Here is a 16,136-nt window from a genome sequence, read left to right on the forward strand (position 1 = left end):
CGGTCCACGGCATCCTGCGCCGACCATGCATTGCGAATCGCGCGCCCTCGCCGTCCGTCCTCACGCCGTTCGCGCCTTCCGCCGCAAAACCTCCGGAGAACGCCTTTTGAGCCAGCCCAACGCCGCGCCTGATTCCGCGTCGCCGCCGCCTCAGCCACCCGCGCCACCGTCACCGCCCGCGCCTCTCGAAGGCGGCCGGCTGGTTCTCGCGACGATCGCCGTCGCGCTCGCCACGTTCATGAACGTGCTCGACACCTCGATCGCGAACGTCGCGATTCCGACCATTTCCGGCAACCTCGGCGTCTCGGTCGACGAAGGCACGTGGGTGATCACCGTGTTCGCGGCCTCCAACGCGGTGGCGATTCCGCTGACCGGCTGGCTCACGCAGCGCATCGGCCAGGTGAAGCTGTTCGTCGGCGCGATCCTGTCCTTCACGCTCGCGTCATGGCTGTGCGGCATCGCGCCGACGCTGCCGATCCTGCTGCTGGCGCGGGTATTCCAGGGCGCGGTGGCCGGGCCGCTGATTCCGTTGTCGCAGGCGATCCTGCTCGGCTCGTATCCGAAAGAGAAGTCGTCGACCGCGCTCGCGCTGTGGGCGATGACCGCCACCGTCGGCCCGATCGCGGGCCCGGCGCTAGGCGGCTGGATCACCGACAGTTACAGCTGGTCGTGGATCTTCTACATCAACATCCCGGTCGGCCTGTTCGCGGCCGGCGTCACGTGGATGATCTACCGCACCCGCGAATCGCCGACGCGCAAGCCGCCGATCGACGTGGTCGGCCTCGGCCTGCTGATCACGTGGGTCGCGTCGCTGCAGATCATGCTCGACAAGGGCAAGGATCTCGACTGGTTCTCGTCGCCGGTGATCGCGATTCTCGGCCTCGCCGCGCTGATCAGCTTTGCGTTTTTCCTCGTATGGGAGCTGACCGAGGAGCACCCGATCGTCGATCTGCGGCTCTTTCAGCAGCGCAATTTTCTCGGCGGCACGATCGCGATTTCGATCGCCTACGGGGTATTTTTCGGCAATCTCGTGCTGCTGCCGCAATGGATGCAGGAGTACCTGAACTACCGTTCGATCGACGCCGGCCTCGTCACCGCACCGCTCGGCATCTTCGCGATCATTCTTGCGCCGATACTCGGCCGCGTGCTGCCGCACTCGGACGCGCGCGTGATCTCGACGGTCGCGTTCGTCGGCTTCGCGATCGTGTTCTATATGCGCTCGAAGTACGTGATCGAGATCGACACGTGGCACCTCGTGCTGCCGACGCTGCTGCAAGGCATTCCGATGGCGCTGTTCTTCGTGCCGCTGACGGCGATCATCCTGTCCGGCCAGCCGCAGAGCCGGATTCCGGCGGCGGCGGGGCTGTCGAATTTCGTGCGGGTGTTCTGCGGCGCGGTGGGCACGTCGATCGCGGGTACCGCGTGGAACAACCGCACGATACTGCATCATGTGCGGCTCACCGAGCAGGCGTCGGTCGACAACCCGTTGTTCGCGCAGCAGATCGACAACACGCAGTCGGTGCTGCATCTGAATCCACAATCGGCGAATGCGCTGTTCGATTTCACCGTGAACACGCAGGCCGCGATGATGGGCCTGAACGACGTCTTCTTTGTGTCGGCGATCATCTTCCTGCTGATCATTCCGCTGATCTGGATCACGCGGCCGGCCAAGGGCGGAGGTGGACCGGATGCGGCCGGCGCCCATTGAGGCAGATTCGTTTTCGCGCGACGGCGACGCTCGCGCGGTGGCCACGAAGCGGCGTCAGCGGAAATAGCGCGCCGGCGTGTCGCCGAACGCATCGCGAAACACCGCGATAAACGACGAGACGTCGTTATAGCCGACTTCGAGCGCCACCTGCGTGACGCTCTCACCGGCGCCCAGATGTTCGAGCGCGGCCAGCAGACGCAACTGCTGGCGCCATTGACCGAAGGTCTGCCCCGTTTCCTTCGCGAACAAACGCGCGGCCGTGCGCGCGGTCACGCCCGCGGCCGCGGCGAGTTCCTCCAGCACCAGCGATTGCGCGGGATTCGCGCTGAGCGCCTCGGCGATGCGCCGCGCGCGCGGATCGCCCGGCCAGTTCAAGCCAAGCGGCGCGGCGGGCAAGCCGGCGACGCGATCCAGCAGCACCTGCAGCAGACGGCGGGCGGGTTCATCGGGCGTGTGACCGTGCGGCAGATCGGCCGCGGCGGCGAGCAGCGCCTGCACCAGTGTGTCGGGGATCAGCGCGCCGGTCTGCGCGGGCAGCGGCGCGGCGGAGTCGGCGGCGGAGTCGTCGGTGGCGTCCATTGCGGCATCGGTTGCGACGTAGAGCGAATACGACTGCACCGGCCGCGTCGCGTGCAGGCAGTGCAGCGTATTCGCGGCGATCCACAGCGCGCGGGCGGCCGGCACGACCCAACGGCCGGATGCCGTGCGCACGGTCAGCACGCCTTCGCTGACATGAATCAGACGCGCACGCCGATACGCGCGCCACGGCTCGTCCAGCGTCGCATGGCGCTCGCCGACCACGAAGACCGCTTGCTCGATGCCGTCCGGATCGAAGGCTTCCGTCATGGTGTCTGCTCTGACGCGGGACGTCCGCGAAGGGAGCAAGATTAGCACGCGCGCGGGGCCCGGCTGCGAGGCGGGCTAACAGGGTCCGGCCACCGTGAGCGCATCCCGCCTAGAGCGGGCAGCTCAAAAATCTCTCGAAGGCGATGTTAACTTTCTCGGCAAGCCGTTAGCCTTGAGCACCTGAACAACGAGCCCCTTCGTCCATCGGGCCAGCCGTAATCAGAGCCTGGACAAGGTTGACAAATGGCGCGATCCCGGCAACGCTGCTCACGCTGCCGGGATCGCCACGAGCCTGATCGCCGAATGGGCCATTGCACCACGCGCAACACGAGCTCGCGCGCTGAGTATATTCAGCTGGGAGCTCGTGTTGTTTTGCTTGGTGAGCATCGCAACTTGCCCACGGGGCATGCCATGGAACGCGCAAAAATCACGATCGCCTACGACTTCATTTGTCCATGGTGCTGGATCGGACATCGAAATCTGGAGGCCGGCAAGGCCCTTGACGATCTTCCCGAATTAGACGTTCGTTATCTTCCGTTCAAATTGAACCCGGAAATACCGCCTCAAGGGATGCACCGGCGCGCCTACCGAAGGCTCGAGTTCGGTAGCTGGACTCGCTCGGAAATGCTGGGCGGACGTGACTTTGCCGTGACGCGCCGCTATTTGAACTTGACGAGATCCTTGAAGATCAGTTGAGCCCAGGTATTCCCCCTGGCCTGGACGAGCGAACCGCCCTCCTTGAGCGGTCCTAGCGCAATCGGCGCGAAACCGAGTTGTTCAGCCAGAGCCGCGACCGGTGCCACCGCACTTTCGTCATCACTCGACAAAAACACGACGCGGCTGCCGCCATTCACACTCGGATCAGCGGCCAGAACGGCGGCGGGCAGATGGTTAAAACCCTTTACGAATCTGGACCCGGTAAACGCTTTGGCGACAACTGCGGAGGACGGCAGACCTTGTAGCTCTTCGACGGGAACGCCGTAAGCATTTGTCGCGTCGATGACCGTCTTGCCCTTCCAACTCTTGATCTGCTTCGCGACCTCGCGGTGCTCCCAGAAAGGAACCGCCAGGAAGATCGTGTCGGACGCGATTGCATCCTGCAGCGTCCTGGGGACGACGGTAGGGCCAATCGCTCGTGCCTGCTGCATCAACGTCTCGGGAGGGCGCCGGCTGGCGACCGTTACGTCGATGTTCTTTCTTGCAAACGCTCGAGCGAGTGCCTGGCCTACCGCGCCAAAGCCAATAATCGAATAGCTCATGCGAACTCTCCATTCAGGTGACGTTTTGATCAACCACGGATCCAAGGTGATTATTGGCAACCGGGCGCGCGGGAGCGTTGCCCGCGTTAGGCGGCCCGCTGCGCGCGATGCGCCATGCGAGCCACAGCAGACACGCGGAGCCGAGCGCCTTCGACGCCGTTTGCAGCGACGACAGCGCGAGCAGACGTGACAATACCCGCTGGACAATCACCGAAACCAATCCAAGGTTATTGATCAGGATTTCATATTTATAGACGCAACACGGACCATCTTCGTCAAGTTGACAGGCCCCCTACACGCTTTTCGGCGCGATTTCAGATAGCCGAGAAGCCGCCGTCGACAGACAATTCCACCCCATTCACGAAGCTCGAATCATCTGAAGCAAGAAACAGCGCGACCGTCGCAATTTCCTCAGGACGACCCATCTTTCCCCGCGGGATCAGGGATTCGAACATCCGCTTCGCCTCCTCGGTGAGAACCTGGTCCTGCATCGGTGTGGCGATCGGCCCCGGGCTCAGCACGTTCACCCGGATATTCCTGCCCTTCAGTTCGTTGAGCCAAGTGCGTGCGAATGAGCGCAACGCCGCCTTGCTCGCCGCATACACGCCGTAACCGGGAAAACCTTTCACCGAAGCAACTGACCCGGTCATGAAGATCGATCCGCCATCGTTGAACAACGGCAACGCCTTCTGAACCGTAAACAGCGTGCCGCGCGTATTCAGGCCGAATTCCGCATCGAAGTGCTGCTCGGTAATCTCGCCCAATGGGACGGCTTTGCCCATGCCAGCGCTCGCGAACAGGATGTCGATCTTGCCCTTTTCACGCCTGACTGTATCGAAAAGACGGTCGAGGTCGTCGAGATTGGCCGCGTCGCTGCGCACGCCGGTCACGTTCCGGCCAATCTGCTTGACGGCTTCGTCGAGCACCTCCTGCCTGCGGCCCGTGATGAAAACATAGGCGCCTTCTTCAACGAACCGCTTGGCGCTCGCCAGCGCCATGCCGCTCGATCCGCCCGTGATGACTGCAACCTTACCCTCAAGCTTTCCCATGACATCTCCTTTCGTGGTGTCGGACAGCGTCTCGGTTCCCATTTGCACAAATGTGCTGTATCTTGTGGATCACTGATCCAGATACAGCTTCATTTTATACGGATCACCGATCCGATTGTCAAGGCGATTTATGCGAGCCGACGCTAGAAAAAATTACAGCCATCTACTTGCGGTCGCGCGTGACGTCGTCACCGAGCATGGCGCCGATGCGTCCATGCGAGATATCGCCCGCCGGGCCGACGTCGGGTTGGCCACACTGTTTCGCCATTTCCCGACACGAGAAGCCTTGTTCGAAGCGTTGCTGCGTATGAACGTGGACGAACTGATACAGCAGGCAGCCAAACTAGAAACGTCGAATCCGCCTGACGAAGCGCTGGTGTCCTGGTTTCGCGAAGGGGTTGCATTCGTTCGTAGCTATAGCGGCATTTGCGCCTTGTTCGCGACCGCGCACGCGGACCCTGACTCCGCGCTTCACGCTTCGAGCACAGCGCTGCGTTCAGCGGGCGCGCGACTACTGCGCCGTGCTCAGGCCGAGGGAACGGCGCGCGCCGATATAGATGGGGTCGACCTGTTCGCCCTGATGTCGGCGCTCGGCTGGCTCGACGGCCAACCCGGATTCGCGCCACGCGGGGATCATCTCTTTCACATTATTACGAGCGCCATCCTGACAAACCGGTCGAGCAACGATGTCGAGAAGGCAACGTGTTGAATCAGATCGCCGACGCATACTTTCCTACCAGGAAAGCCCCGGGGATTCGAACCAGACGGCGGAAAGCTGACTGGAGCCGACAGTCGAATGGCCATTACCGCACTTGATCGATCGGCCGCTTCTGGCCGCACGGTGACATCCGGGTCAGTCCTCGATCTCTCTATCTCAGCCGGGTTGAAGGTGCTGGCACTCCGTTTGGAACCAATAGTCGACCAGGCGCTGTGCCGCTTGTAGATCATCCGGGTAATACGGATCATCAAACCACGGTGACGGGTCGTAGCCCGCTTTCCTCAAGGCAGCGAGTTCGCTTTGGTGCTGCGCCATCGTAGGGGGCGCGTTTGTCTTGAGCGCGGCCAGGTCGCGGCACTCTGTCGGAGTGAGGTGCGGCCCGGTATACGGCATGCCACCAGCGACACAGCCGGTGAGCAAAATCACCAGAGCGGGAAGTATTGACTGTGTTCCAGGCCGATTTCTCATAGTACGTCTCCTTCCCTGCGCCGCGCCGTGAACCAACTCGTAGTGCGCACCGTTGCCGCTGCGGGTGAAAATGCCCGCCTTCGACGCATGTCACTTCGAAGCCGGAGCCGGCGTCGCCTTCTCACCACCTTGTAGATGCCACGCGTCTGAACCTTCTCGCCCGGTTTGTGCCCTTCGGCCCTATTACGCTCCTTCGGTTGATTCGCCGCGGGAGCAGCAAGCATCGTTCCTCCCGGCTACCGCCAAGCCCACGTCAGGCGTGAACGTCAACTTGTCCCGCGAGGCGCCGTCTGCAAGCCCGCGCCTCTCCACTACAGGCCAACTATCGTCGATCCAGTTGCGCAGGCGCGACGCGGCCCCCTGGCTGGGATCGGTCGCCGTGACGGCGAAACCATGAGCCAGGAAGTGTGCCCCCAACCCGCGCCAATGACACCAGTGCCGACGACGGCGACGGCTCGCGTTGTCATCGGTTAGCCCTCCTGGCAGGCAGCGTGGATTGTTTCGCGCAATGGCCGCAGCCCAATGATCTTCCGTGCTTCAGCCGGCGTGGCCGGCTCGTAACCCATCTCGCGGACCAGGCGAACAAGCCGCTCGACCAGGTGAACATTGGTGGCCAACTGACCTTAACTGTCCTTGTTTGTTAGTAGAGGTTGTCTTCGAGTCCGACGCGCACGTCCCCTCCCAGCAACGGCGAGTTCATCGCCGCAGGCAACTGCGCCGCGCCGATAGCGCTGACGTTGAAGACGGCGTTGCGGGGCAGATGATCGATCATCGTCTGCAACAGCCGGGGCGTGGAGGGCAACGCGCCCTGGAACGCATTGGCGCCGATCACGATATTGATAAAGTGCGGCGCGTCGTCGAGCCCCTCGTTGATGGCGCGCTGAACATCCTGGACGAAGTCGGCGAGGCTGACCGGCCACAAGGGGACCCTCGACGACGTAGGCTACATCGTCGACATTCGCCATAAATTTGACGCATGCGGGCGTCTTATCAGTTGTGTCGCGCCGTTCCGGAAGCCGATTGATCGAATCCAGGCGGCGAACAATCTGCGTTCGAATGCGCTATCAGGGATATGACACGCTCTTCGAGACCTCCCGCATCCGGCTGCAGGATGCTCCGCAACGAGGGCGGCCGAATCCGGTCGGACACTCCTCATTGCATTGCAGCAAAGGCGCCGCCGCCGCCCGCACCGGCAGGCGCGCAGTTCGCCGCTTGCCGATCCCCCGCTCCTTGCCTGCCGCGACGTCACTGGATCAGCGGCACCACGCCGAGCTTTTCAGCCAGCATCCTTTCGTAGACACCAAAGTGCAGATCGACCTCTTCCTGGGTGACCACGGTCACGAAAATAGTGATCTGCGCGGGCTGCAGGCCCAGCACCGTCGCGATCGCCGCTTCCAGCTGGGGCGCGCATAGCCGGTCATCGGCGAACGTGGTGCCGACCGCAATCTCGTAAGCGGACTCCTGCCGGAACACCACTTCAACCAGCCGCGCCCGGGCGCTCATGTTGCTGTCGATCGCCAGCCGGATGACTTCGACCGCCGTGCGCATCGTCTCAGTCGGGAACCCCTTTGTTGAGCGCAACCGGATACGGTGACGCCCAAGAGTGAGCCAATCGTATTCGAATTCCATGGTGTCCTCGCACGGTGTTGCAGGGTGTCGTGAACGTAGGGGTGTGACAATCCAAATTCAAGAACAAAAAGTCGCCATCGCCCACTTGAAATTTCTGTTTTCAGTCCTATCTTGAATATCGCTCAGGCAGTCGCGCCGGCATTCCGGCGCGCTGCGTGTTTCGATTTGTTTGCCGCAGCATGGCAGACGGACTGGAGCGCGTATGCCGGTTCGTTTCCCTGCTGCATCCAAGGAGGAAACGATCATGAGTGATCTCTACTTCGGAACCGACCTTTTCAGCGAGTTCGACCGTCTGCAACGGCAGATGGCGAGTCTCTTCGGCGGTTTCCCGTCCAGCATCCGCTCGGGGCGCCTGGGCGCCTTCCCGCAGGTCAACATCGGTTCGACCGACGACTCTATCGAGATCGTTGCGTTCGCGCCCGGTATCGATCCGGCGCATCTCGACGTATCCATCGACAAAGGGCTGCTGACCATCAGCGGCGAGCGCCAGACGGGACAGCCGGAAGCGGCCGGCGACGACGTGCGTACTTATGCGCAGGAGCGGTTCGTCGGCACCTTCCGGCGCGTCATTGAACTGCCGCAGCATGCGGACCCTGACAAGGTCACGGCGCAGTACACCAATGGGTGCCTGACCGTGAGCATCGGCAAGCGGGAAACGTCGAAGCCGCGGGCCATCACTGTTCAATGAAACCGGTCGCAGAACTGAGGAGGACATCATGAACGACACGACAGAACTTGCCAGGAAAGACGAAACGGCGGTGGCCCGTCAAGAAGACGAGCAGTCGCAACGCCCGATCACGCTAACGCCGCCCGTAGACATTTTCGAGGACAGCCAGGGCATCACCCTGTGGGCCGATCTGCCCGGCGTTACAAAGGACCGCCTTGATGTGAAGGTACACGATGGCAACCTGTACATCGAGGCCGAGGCGGTGGTGCCCACGCCGGCGGGGCTGCGCCTGCAACATGCGGAGATCCGCCAGCCGCATTTCGCGCGGGCGTTCGCTCTTGGGGCTGACTTCGACGCAACGAAAATCGATGCGAACCTGAAAGACGGCGTGCTGAAACTGACGATACCGCGCCGCGACGAAGCCCGGCCGCGCCGGATCGAGGTGCGGACGGACTGAAGTCGGCAGGTGGGCGGCAACGACAGGGAGAAAACCGGTGGCGGTCGTCTGGCCGCCACCTACTGACTGCGGAGGGCTGGATGCGGACGTCATACATGAGTGCTGGCGCGGACGCACGCTCAGCATACGGCGCGGTGCCGGTACGTGAGCTCAGGACGCGCCGCGGATCGCGAGGCGGCCGTGGCGGCGTTCCGCAGATGCAGTCGGGAACGTCGAGGGCAGAGTCGCGACTTCAGCGCAATGACAGGAATCCGGTTCTCCGGCCAGACTGTAGAGGAGGATACGATGAATACGGATCCGAAAAAGTGGAATCCCTTCAAGTTCCTACGCGGGGCGGCTCGCAAGTCCGATGCGGACACCTCGGAAAGCCCCCCGGCGAGCGAACAGTGGCGTGACTCGTGGCCTGACATTCCGCGATTGTTCACACGGGAACCGTGGCGTGCTTTGGAAGAGTTCTTCCATGACCCGTTTGCAGGTCGCGGCGCCCTCGAACGATGGTTTGGCGACTTCAGTTCATCGCGCTTCCAGCCGCGCATCGACGTGGTCGACGAAGGGAAGGTGTTGCGCGTGACCGCCGAGTTGCCCGGGATGGAGCGCGAAGACCTGAGTGTGAGCGTCGAGGACGGGGCGATCGTGTTGCGCGGCGAAAAGAAACAGGACGTGCGCAGCGAGGAAGACGGCTGCTACCGGCTCGAGCGCGCCTATGGAAGCTTCATGCGCACAATCCCGATGCCGGAAAACGCCGACCCCGATCACGCATTGGCAAAATTTGATAACGGTGTGCTCACGTTGACCGTGCCGAAATCGGAGCCGGCGCGATCCACTAGCCGCACGATCGATATCGGCTAGGCCAAACAGGCAAGAAGTGCGCTGGTCGCGGTGAACATCGGGCGAGACGGGCCGTTAGCTCAGCTGGTAGAGCAGCGGACTTTTAATCCGTTGGTCACTGGTTCGAATCCAGTACGGCCTACCAAAAGATTCAAGGGCTTAGCGTTCGCGCTAGGCCCTTTTTCTTTTCCGACTGTCAACGAAGTGTCAACGGCATTGTTGTGGCGGCCCGCGATTTGGCTTAATTCGCCGAGTATGATTGAACCTCTTGCGATCTCAAGGGGGCTCGGGGCGTCTCCCAAAGATGGCTTCGGCCCGGAGGCGATTCATCGTTGGACTTTTTCCATGAAGTGACCTCCCTGTCGGTTAGGATCGTTTCAAGCGTCGCCGCGTTGTATGTGATGTCGGTTTTTCGATGAACCTCTTCGAAGGCATCAGACCCAACGCAAGCAGGATCAGACGCTTCTCCTGTGCACCGATGTCGCCCTTGGGATTGAATGAAGTCATGCTGCATCCGCCGAGCAGGCCGAATGCGCCGAGCGGCATAACGCGGCCTGCGGCAACGCAAAACCGTTTGACGGTATCAGATTGACCGTGCGCACTTGACCCGATACAGCGATTTCTTCTACATAAACCTGGGATTCTGCATGTCATGTACCCTGGTTGCCGGTAACACCACAGGCGGACGAACTCACCTGCGGTAGCGCCCCTTTGGCTGGCGTGGAAAGGGACCGGCCAAACTGAACCCGGCCGGCCCCACGATGGCTAGCGGCCTGTCGCATCCTGCACAGCTTCCTTCGTGGTTTCCCCAAGTGGGGCGGAGTTCGGCGCTGCCACTTCGAGATGTGGTTGCGCGACGCCCGCTTTATGGCGCCTGCGCGAGTAATGCGCTGGCTTGCTAGCACCCTCCAGTCGCGTCGCGTGAGGCGCGCCCCCGGGACGATGCACGTCGTGCGTCACGAATCCCGAATCGTGATCCGGTATCGCGAACCAGTCCGGATGCTCAAACGATGCGCGAATGTCGTCCAGGCCCGTCTGCCAGTGCTCGCTCATCGTGTCGATGCTGAATTCGTAATCCTTATAGTGCCCCTCATACGCCTTGTTCTTGTATATGAGGTGCACAACATTGACCGTACTGCCATCGGCAACTTCCCGCGCCTCCCGGATGAGCGGATGCTGCTTCTCCAGGCCCGGCGGCACATGCTTCAATAGCTCCTTGATGAGCTGTGCATGACGCTGGGTCGACCCGAGCATCGCGGTGATAGCGCGGGTCCGGCTGGAATACTGGATGTCCTTGGCGCGCTCGGACACATCCAGCATGTCGCCCGGGAGGCCACCGCTCGCACTCCAGAGGTCAACCTGGAAGACCAGGGTGTCCTTGTGCTGCGGGTCGCTTACAACCTCGGTCAATGGCGTGTTCGACACCAGACCGCCGTCCCAGTAACTATTCGCCATCAATCTCGACGGCAGGAAAGCCCGGAGGGAGCGCACCCGAGGCCATGAAGTGCTCTGGCGAAAGGCGCATCTGGGTGTTGTCGAAGTAGACCAGGTTACCCGTGCGCACATTGACCGCGCCGACGGAGACGCGAATATCGCCGTCGTTGATTCTGTCGAAATCGGCGAATTGCAGAAGGGTCGCCCGAAGCGCGGTGGTATCGTAAAAGCTCACTTCTTCTGGCGAGCGCTTGCCCATCCCTGGGATGGGCACCGGAAGGCGCGGCGAGAAAAAGCCTCGCTGCCCTTCGGTGAGTGCGCGGCCTGCCGCCCAGCAGCTCGACCACTTGCGCGACAGGTCGTGCATGCCCGCGGCGCGGGGTAGCCACGCGCCAAGGTTCCCAAGCATGTCCGCCGGCTGGCAGATGGTGTTCCAGAATCCATGCAATGCCTCGGTACGCTTGCCCGGAGCGTTGCCCGCGATGATGGCTGTGTTAAGCGCGCCGATGGAGATGCCGGAAATCCAGTCCGGATGAATGCCAGCTTCCTCGAGGCCTTCGTAGACGCCGGCCTGATAGGAGCCCAGCGCGCCGCCACCCTGTAGCACGAGAGCGACCTCGTCATAGGCCGGAAGCTTGAAAGTCTTGCGAGGTGTGCCTGATGTTTCTTGATCTTGACGCACTGGGCGGCTCCTTAGTGCATCGACCAGCCGTGGCTGACGATAATGGACTGGCCCGTCAATGCGGACGATTCGAAGCCGGCGAGGAATGCCACGGTGTTGGCGACGTCTTCCACCGTCGTGAATTCGCCGTCGACCGTTTCCTTCAACATCACGTTCTTGACGACGTCTGCTTCCGAAATGCCCAACGCTATCGCCTGCTCCGGAATCTGCCTGTCGACAAGCGGCGTGCGCACGAACCCCGGACACACGACATTGGCCCGTACACCGCGCGAACCACCTTCCTTGGCTACCACGCGTGCGAGACCGAGCAGTCCATGCTTGGCCGTCACGTAGGCAGCCTTCAGCTTCGACGCTTCGTGCGAGTGGACCGAGCCCATATAGATAATCGACCCACCGTTGCCCGCAGCGTACATGTGCCTGACAGCAGCTTTGGTCGTGAGGAACGCGCCGTCCAGATGGATTGCGAGCATTTTTTTCCAGTCGGAGAAAGCATAATCTTCAATCGGGTTGACAATCTGGATGCCCGCGTTCGAGACCAGCACATCGATGCTGCCAAGCCTGTCTACAGCCTGCTGGATGCCGGCGTTGACCGCTTCTTCGCTCGTCACGTCCATTGATACAGGCAGCGCTTTGCCACCCTCCTTGCGGATGCTCTCGGCCACGCTCTCAGCAGCCTTGAGGTTCAGGTCCGCGATTACCACCGACGCGCCGAGCGCCGCGAGCTTGCGTGCGCACTGTTCACCGATACCACTTGCAGCGCCCGTCACGAGCGCGACCTTGTCTGTTACGGACATGCCTTTTCCTTAATATGTCAGAGGGTGCTTACTGATTCGCGGCAAGCTTGAGTGCCGGCGCCTCGGCGAGGTAATCGAAAGCCACCTCCCCGATGTCGAGCGTGAGATTGGCGATAACGTGCCGCGCGCCGACGATTTTGCGCACCGGCAAATCCGCCACCGGAGCCAAGGCATGGGGGTGCAGCTCAAGCGCGGCCGGACCGCCCCACGCGCCGAGCACCGTGACATCCCGCAGGAAGTAGCGCACGAGCTCGCAGATGCGGGCTGAACCGTCGACGTGCGGAATGACTTTCAGTAGATAGTTCGGCGTGTCCGCCAGCTTCTTGCGCTCGACCTCGAGGTCAAGTGGCTCGTACTTGTAGCCCATCGTGCCCGTGGCAATGCGCTGGGTGCCATAGTCGAGCGTTCCAAGCAGCGTGTCGTTGCCGTCAACACGCAATTTCGGACTCGCCAGCTTCTTGGGGAAACCCCAAATCTCACGACCGCCTGCAATCGGGCCTTCGTCGTCGAGGTACATCGCGTGTGTGTAGCTGCCTGGCGCGCCGGCATCATCTCTTACCGAGATAACCTGGCCGCTTTCCGTGTAATCGCCGAATCCCGACGAGTCTGGCATGCGAATGAATTCGTAATGCACGAGGGGGCTTGCGACTGTCAGTGGTTCCGGCACCACGGCGCGCAAAGCGTCCATGTCGGTCTCGTACGAAATGATGAAGTACTCGCGATCAAGGAAGCGAAACGGCGGGCGGGGGTAGGAAGGATTGTGGACGGGCATCGCAAAAGCATCTTTGCGGATTTTTTCGATTTTCAACTATCTCTCCAGTAGTGACGTCAAATGACGTCGCGTCTTTAAAGCCCACGCAAGCGCACCAGAGGTGCTGTGCTGCACACCGCGCCTCTGCCTTATCACAGCGTGTCGGATTCGAGTGGCCCTGTGCTTTGCATCGTTGTACAGAGCACGGGCAATAGTAGCGCCTTGGTCCATGCATCGGTGTCCTTGCTGGCCGTAAAACACTGTCCCCCTCGCCGCAACAATTGGTTCGATCCTTGTGCGCGTCAGCTTCTCTCATCGGCGAAACGCCGCGTGTAGCGATGTCGCTTCGTGATAGGCAATGTCGCACATATAGGCATACGTATTAATTGCCACATGGCTCGTTGTTTCGTCCCCGATGCCTCGCTTGCTTCAGGCATGTCGATTCGAAACCGCGTCCCCGAGAATATAAACGCGTGCAAGGTCACAGTTGGACATTAACGGAAGCCGCGACCATCATTGCGCCTGCGTTTCGCGGCGGCGGATCGCCTGCTCTGGGAGAGTACACGGCGTCGCCCGCCTCAATCGGATGACCGCTCAACACGCACGTCCCCGGCCCCTTCGCGATGAACACCCGTCAGGGCTGGTAATCAAAGCGACCGCTGCACGAGTCGCACCAGGAAACCGACCGGGTCTGCAAAGGGTTCGGCGCCGCTTTCAGGTCAGGCGGATCTTCGGTTGGACGAGACCATTGATCTGTTCCGCTGTCCACAGCAGCGTCGCCTTTCGAAAGCCATGGAGAGCCTGCTGATGGCGCCGGTAGAGCATGGCGTGACTCAGTTGAGCGAAACGTCCGCGCACGAAACCGCCACGAAAGAGTCCGAAGCGCCCAAGCGTGCCGAACGCGTTGTAGTCGCTCAGCGAGACGAGCGAACCGAAATCGCGGAAACGGAAATCGGCAAGTGGCTTGCCTGCAAGCCACCCCGGAAGGTGACGCGCGAGATGCTCGGCCTGCTGCGTGGCGACCTGCGCGGTCGGTGCAAGTTGCCGTTCGTGACCGGCAAGTGTCAGGCTTGCGCAATCGCCAAGCGCGAACACGTGATCGTCACACGAAGACTGCAGACTCGCTCCGACGACGATCTGGTTGGACCGGTTCGTTTCGAGTCCGTCGAGATTGTTCATGAAATCCGGCGCCTTGACGCCGGCTGCCCAGACCATCAGATCGGCCTCGGCAAGCGTGCCGTCGCCGTGGCGAAAACCACTCGCCTCTGCCGCGGTAACACGCGTCGAAGTCAGCACGCGAAAACCGATATGCTCGAGCTGCGACTGGCTCGATGCCGATATCTCCGGCGCAAACGCCCCGAGCACGCGCGGGCCGCTTTCGAGCAACGTCAGACTCAGCCGCTCTCGCACAGTCGGGTCTCCGTAACTCGACGCAACGTCAAGCAAGCGGCTCAGTTCAGCGGACAGCTCAACACCCGTTGCACCCGCGCCGACGATCGCCACACGCAGTGGTTCGTCCTTCACGACGCTTCGAAATACGCGCGCTCGCAACGCGGCGTTGAACGCTTCGGCCTGTTTTTGACTGTCGATGAAATGGCAGTGCTCTTTCACGCCCGGCACGCCGAAATCGTTCGCCCGGCTACCCAGCGACAGCACAAGCACGTCGTACCCGACCGTTCGCGGACCGAGCACTACTTCACCTTCCGGCGTCCTGAGCTCGTCGAGCTGGACCAGCCGCCGGCTTCGATCGAGCCCGTTCATTGCGCCGGGCTGATAGGTGAAGCCGTGATCGCGGGCATGGGCGAGGTAGATCACCTGCTGCTGCTGAACATCGCGCGTGCCGGCTGCAATAGTGTGCAGCATCGGCTTCCATATGTGCGTCGGGCTGCTGTCGATCAGCGTGACGCTGGCCCGGCCGCTGCGCCCTAACAGGTCGCCGAGTCGGGTAGCCAGCAAAATTCCCGCAATCCCGCCGCCGACGATGACAATCCGTATTGGTTGTGACATAATAAATTCAACGCGTGATGAATAAGTCACATCGTAGCCTAAAGCACGAGCTCCGTCAAACCGCGGCCCTCCTTAGCGTCTCACGCGCCGTCAGTTAAACTTCGGCTGAATTGACGATCCACAACTCACACCCAAATGAACGACGTAATGTCAGGACCTGCCAAGCTGATCGAGAAAAAGCGTACCCGCGGACGACCCGCGTACAGCGCTTCCGTCGGTGCCGACGTCCTCCTGCGACATGCCCGGCGCACCTTCGCAAAGCGTGGATTCGACGCTACCAGCGTGCGGGAAATCGCGCGCGACGCGGGTGTCGACCCGGCGCTGATCGCGCATCATTTCGGGTCGAAAGAAGCGCTATGGGTTGCGGTGGTAGAGCAGATCGCGGATCAGGCTGCGCCAATGATCGACGCCACAGCCAGGTTGCGCTCGGCCACGCTAGGAGCGCGTGAGCGTGTCGAACACGCAGTGGTACTTTTCATCGATCAGGTTTTCGACGAACCCGACCTTGGTATGTTTTTTTCGACTGCCGCGACCGAAGAAGGCGAGCGCTTCAACATACTCATCGGGCGTCTGGTGCGCCCCTATCACGACGTGTTCGTGCCTTTGCTCGAAGATGCATCGAGGGCGAAGGAATTGAAACCGCACCACCCCGAAGTCATGTTTTCCATGCTGATGAACGCCATCAGCAATACCGTGGCTTACCACCATATGCTGCGGGCTTTCTCGTCACTTCCTGAAGATCAGACCAGGTTCAAGCGCGCGGTGCGGGACACGGCGCTGAACATGATCGGAAAGTAATCAGCAAGACCCAATGCCCTTCGCGACAAGCCCGGAATCCT

Annotated in this window: 18 protein-coding genes, 1 tRNA gene and 2 pseudogenes; 8 read left to right on the forward strand and 13 right to left on the reverse strand. The window is 61.5% G+C overall.

Annotated features, from left to right (window positions below; genetic code table 11):
* Nucleotides 1–106 precede the first annotated feature (106 nt).
* The gene (locus OKW40_RS24840) at nt 107–1,708 is read left to right on the forward strand and encodes a DHA2 family efflux MFS transporter permease subunit (protein ID WP_429492165.1); all 1,602 of its coding nucleotides are present in this window, start codon (nt 107–109) and stop codon (nt 1,706–1,708) included.
* Nucleotides 1,709–1,762: 54 nt separating this feature from the next.
* Here OKW40_RS24840 and OKW40_RS24845 read toward each other — a convergent pair whose 3' ends face one another.
* Nucleotides 1,763–2,554 carry an AraC family transcriptional regulator gene (locus OKW40_RS24845; RefSeq protein WP_429492167.1) on the reverse strand — a complete coding sequence of 264 codons (792 nt, stop codon included), beginning with the start codon at nt 2,552–2,554 and terminating at the stop codon, nt 1,763–1,765.
* 411 nt (nt 2,555–2,965) lie between these two features.
* Here OKW40_RS24845 and OKW40_RS24850 point away from each other — a divergent pair, with 411 nt between their 5' ends.
* Nucleotides 2,966–3,250, forward strand: coding sequence for a DsbA family protein (locus OKW40_RS24850; RefSeq protein ID WP_184059870.1), 285 nt, complete (start codon nt 2,966–2,968; stop codon nt 3,248–3,250).
* Here OKW40_RS24850 and OKW40_RS24855 read toward each other — a convergent pair.
* Nucleotides 3,214–3,813: an NADPH-dependent F420 reductase gene (locus tag OKW40_RS24855; RefSeq protein WP_429492169.1), complete on the reverse strand. Its 600-nt coding sequence runs from the start codon at nt 3,811–3,813 to the stop codon at nt 3,214–3,216. The genes OKW40_RS24850 and OKW40_RS24855 overlap by 37 nt on opposite strands.
* Before the next feature lie 314 nt (nt 3,814–4,127).
* Nucleotides 4,128–4,862, reverse strand: coding sequence for an SDR family NAD(P)-dependent oxidoreductase (locus OKW40_RS24860; protein WP_187616615.1), 735 nt, complete (start codon nt 4,860–4,862; stop codon nt 4,128–4,130).
* 130 nt (nt 4,863–4,992) lie between these two features.
* Between OKW40_RS24860 and OKW40_RS24865 the strand changes: the two genes are divergently transcribed.
* Nucleotides 4,993–5,571 carry a TetR/AcrR family transcriptional regulator gene (locus OKW40_RS24865; RefSeq protein ID WP_184059865.1) on the forward strand — a complete coding sequence of 193 codons (579 nt, stop codon included), beginning with the start codon at nt 4,993–4,995 and terminating at the stop codon, nt 5,569–5,571.
* A gap of 165 nt (nt 5,572–5,736) precedes the next feature.
* On the opposite strand, the gene OKW40_RS24870 is transcribed toward OKW40_RS24865, so the two are convergent.
* From OKW40_RS24870 to OKW40_RS24885, 4 genes are all read right to left on the reverse strand, one after another.
* Nucleotides 5,737–6,048: a DUF4148 domain-containing protein gene (locus tag OKW40_RS24870; protein WP_184059863.1), complete on the reverse strand. Its 312-nt coding sequence runs from the start codon at nt 6,046–6,048 to the stop codon at nt 5,737–5,739.
* 470 nt (nt 6,049–6,518) lie between these two features.
* Nucleotides 6,519–6,665: a 3-keto-5-aminohexanoate cleavage protein gene (locus tag OKW40_RS24875; protein ID WP_410451209.1), complete on the reverse strand. Its 147-nt coding sequence runs from the start codon at nt 6,663–6,665 to the stop codon at nt 6,519–6,521.
* Nucleotides 6,666–6,688: 23 nt separating this feature from the next.
* Nucleotides 6,689–6,970 carry a 3-keto-5-aminohexanoate cleavage protein gene (locus tag OKW40_RS24880; RefSeq protein WP_429492172.1) on the reverse strand — a complete coding sequence of 94 codons (282 nt, stop codon included), beginning with the start codon at nt 6,968–6,970 and terminating at the stop codon, nt 6,689–6,691.
* Between the two features lie 323 nt (nt 6,971–7,293).
* Nucleotides 7,294–7,677 (reverse strand): hypothetical protein, encoded by a 384-nt coding sequence (locus tag OKW40_RS24885; protein WP_090809669.1) that lies wholly within the window; start codon nt 7,675–7,677, stop codon nt 7,294–7,296.
* 244 nt (nt 7,678–7,921) lie between these two features.
* On the opposite strand from OKW40_RS24885, the gene OKW40_RS24890 reads away from it, so the two are divergent.
* The 4 genes from OKW40_RS24890 (at nt 7,922) to OKW40_RS24905 (ending at nt 9,774) form a co-directional block, all read left to right on the forward strand.
* Nucleotides 7,922–8,365 (forward strand): Hsp20/alpha crystallin family protein, encoded by a 444-nt coding sequence (locus OKW40_RS24890; RefSeq protein WP_184060299.1) that lies wholly within the window; start codon nt 7,922–7,924, stop codon nt 8,363–8,365.
* A gap of 28 nt (nt 8,366–8,393) precedes the next feature.
* Complete coding sequence (locus OKW40_RS24895) at nt 8,394–8,801, forward strand: Hsp20/alpha crystallin family protein (protein WP_184059859.1); 408 nt, start codon at nt 8,394–8,396, stop codon at nt 8,799–8,801.
* Nucleotides 8,802–9,086: 285 nt separating this feature from the next.
* Nucleotides 9,087–9,650: an Hsp20/alpha crystallin family protein gene (locus OKW40_RS24900; RefSeq protein ID WP_429404313.1), complete on the forward strand. Its 564-nt coding sequence runs from the start codon at nt 9,087–9,089 to the stop codon at nt 9,648–9,650.
* Between the two features lie 48 nt (nt 9,651–9,698).
* Nucleotides 9,699–9,774: transfer RNA gene (locus tag OKW40_RS24905), tRNA-Lys, on the forward strand.
* Between the two features lie 287 nt (nt 9,775–10,061).
* Here OKW40_RS24905 and OKW40_RS24910 read toward each other — a convergent pair.
* The 6 genes and pseudogenes from OKW40_RS24910 to OKW40_RS24935 form a co-directional block, all read right to left on the reverse strand.
* Nucleotides 10,062–10,175, reverse strand: a pseudogene (locus OKW40_RS24910) (ubiquinol oxidase subunit II); the annotation flags it as partial.
* A 219-nt stretch (nt 10,176–10,394) separates the two neighbouring features.
* Nucleotides 10,395–11,745 (reverse strand): annotated as a pseudogene (locus OKW40_RS24915) (DUF3734 domain-containing protein).
* Between the two features lie 11 nt (nt 11,746–11,756).
* Nucleotides 11,757–12,539, reverse strand: a complete 783-nt coding sequence (locus OKW40_RS24920; protein WP_184059855.1) for a 3-hydroxybutyrate dehydrogenase — start codon at nt 12,537–12,539, stop codon at nt 11,757–11,759.
* Nucleotides 12,540–12,567: 28 nt separating this feature from the next.
* Complete coding sequence (locus OKW40_RS24925; RefSeq protein ID WP_184059853.1) at nt 12,568–13,347, reverse strand: acetoacetate decarboxylase; 780 nt, start codon at nt 13,345–13,347, stop codon at nt 12,568–12,570.
* Nucleotides 13,348–13,771: 424 nt separating this feature from the next.
* Complete coding sequence (locus OKW40_RS24930) at nt 13,772–13,921, reverse strand: DUF3331 domain-containing protein (RefSeq protein ID WP_090809656.1); 150 nt, start codon at nt 13,919–13,921, stop codon at nt 13,772–13,774.
* An 83-nt stretch (nt 13,922–14,004) separates the two neighbouring features.
* Complete coding sequence (locus tag OKW40_RS24935) at nt 14,005–15,297, reverse strand: NAD(P)/FAD-dependent oxidoreductase (RefSeq protein ID WP_429492174.1); 1,293 nt, start codon at nt 15,295–15,297, stop codon at nt 14,005–14,007.
* 135 nt (nt 15,298–15,432) lie between these two features.
* Between OKW40_RS24935 and OKW40_RS24940 the strand changes: the two genes are divergently transcribed.
* Nucleotides 15,433–16,095: a TetR/AcrR family transcriptional regulator gene (locus OKW40_RS24940; protein ID WP_429492176.1), complete on the forward strand. Its 663-nt coding sequence runs from the start codon at nt 15,433–15,435 to the stop codon at nt 16,093–16,095.
* Nucleotides 16,096–16,136 lie beyond the last annotated feature (41 nt).

Origin of the sequence: Paraburkholderia sp. RAU6.4a (assembly GCF_050435625.1) — a bacterium.
Classification (GTDB): Bacteria; Pseudomonadota; Gammaproteobacteria; order Burkholderiales; family Burkholderiaceae; genus Paraburkholderia; species Paraburkholderia tuberum.

Coding starts and splice junctions, on each gene's coding strand:
- OKW40_RS24845 (WP_429492167.1), bottom strand. CDS start 2,554: ATGACGGAAGCCTTCGATCCGGACGGCATCGAGCAAGCGGTCTTCGTG.
- OKW40_RS24850 (WP_184059870.1), top strand. CDS start 2,966: ATGGAACGCGCAAAAATCACGATCGCCTACGACTTCATTTGTCCATGG.
- OKW40_RS24855 (WP_429492169.1), bottom strand. CDS start 3,813: ATGAGCTATTCGATTATTGGCTTTGGCGCGGTAGGCCAGGCACTCGCT.
- OKW40_RS24860 (WP_187616615.1), bottom strand. CDS start 4,862: ATGGGAAAGCTTGAGGGTAAGGTTGCAGTCATCACGGGCGGATCGAGC.
- OKW40_RS24865 (WP_184059865.1), top strand. CDS start 4,993: ATGCGAGCCGACGCTAGAAAAAATTACAGCCATCTACTTGCGGTCGCG.
- OKW40_RS24870 (WP_184059863.1), bottom strand. CDS start 6,048: ATGAGAAATCGGCCTGGAACACAGTCAATACTTCCCGCTCTGGTGATT.
- OKW40_RS24885 (WP_090809669.1), bottom strand. CDS start 7,677: ATGGAATTCGAATACGATTGGCTCACTCTTGGGCGTCACCGTATCCGG.
- OKW40_RS24890 (WP_184060299.1), top strand. CDS start 7,922: ATGAGTGATCTCTACTTCGGAACCGACCTTTTCAGCGAGTTCGACCGT.
- OKW40_RS24895 (WP_184059859.1), top strand. CDS start 8,394: ATGAACGACACGACAGAACTTGCCAGGAAAGACGAAACGGCGGTGGCC.
- OKW40_RS24900 (WP_429404313.1), top strand. CDS start 9,087: ATGAATACGGATCCGAAAAAGTGGAATCCCTTCAAGTTCCTACGCGGG.
- OKW40_RS24920 (WP_184059855.1), bottom strand. CDS start 12,539: ATGTCCGTAACAGACAAGGTCGCGCTCGTGACGGGCGCTGCAAGTGGT.
- OKW40_RS24935 (WP_429492174.1), bottom strand. CDS start 15,297: ATGTCACAACCAATACGGATTGTCATCGTCGGCGGCGGGATTGCGGGA.
- OKW40_RS24940 (WP_429492176.1), top strand. CDS start 15,433: ATGAACGACGTAATGTCAGGACCTGCCAAGCTGATCGAGAAAAAGCGT.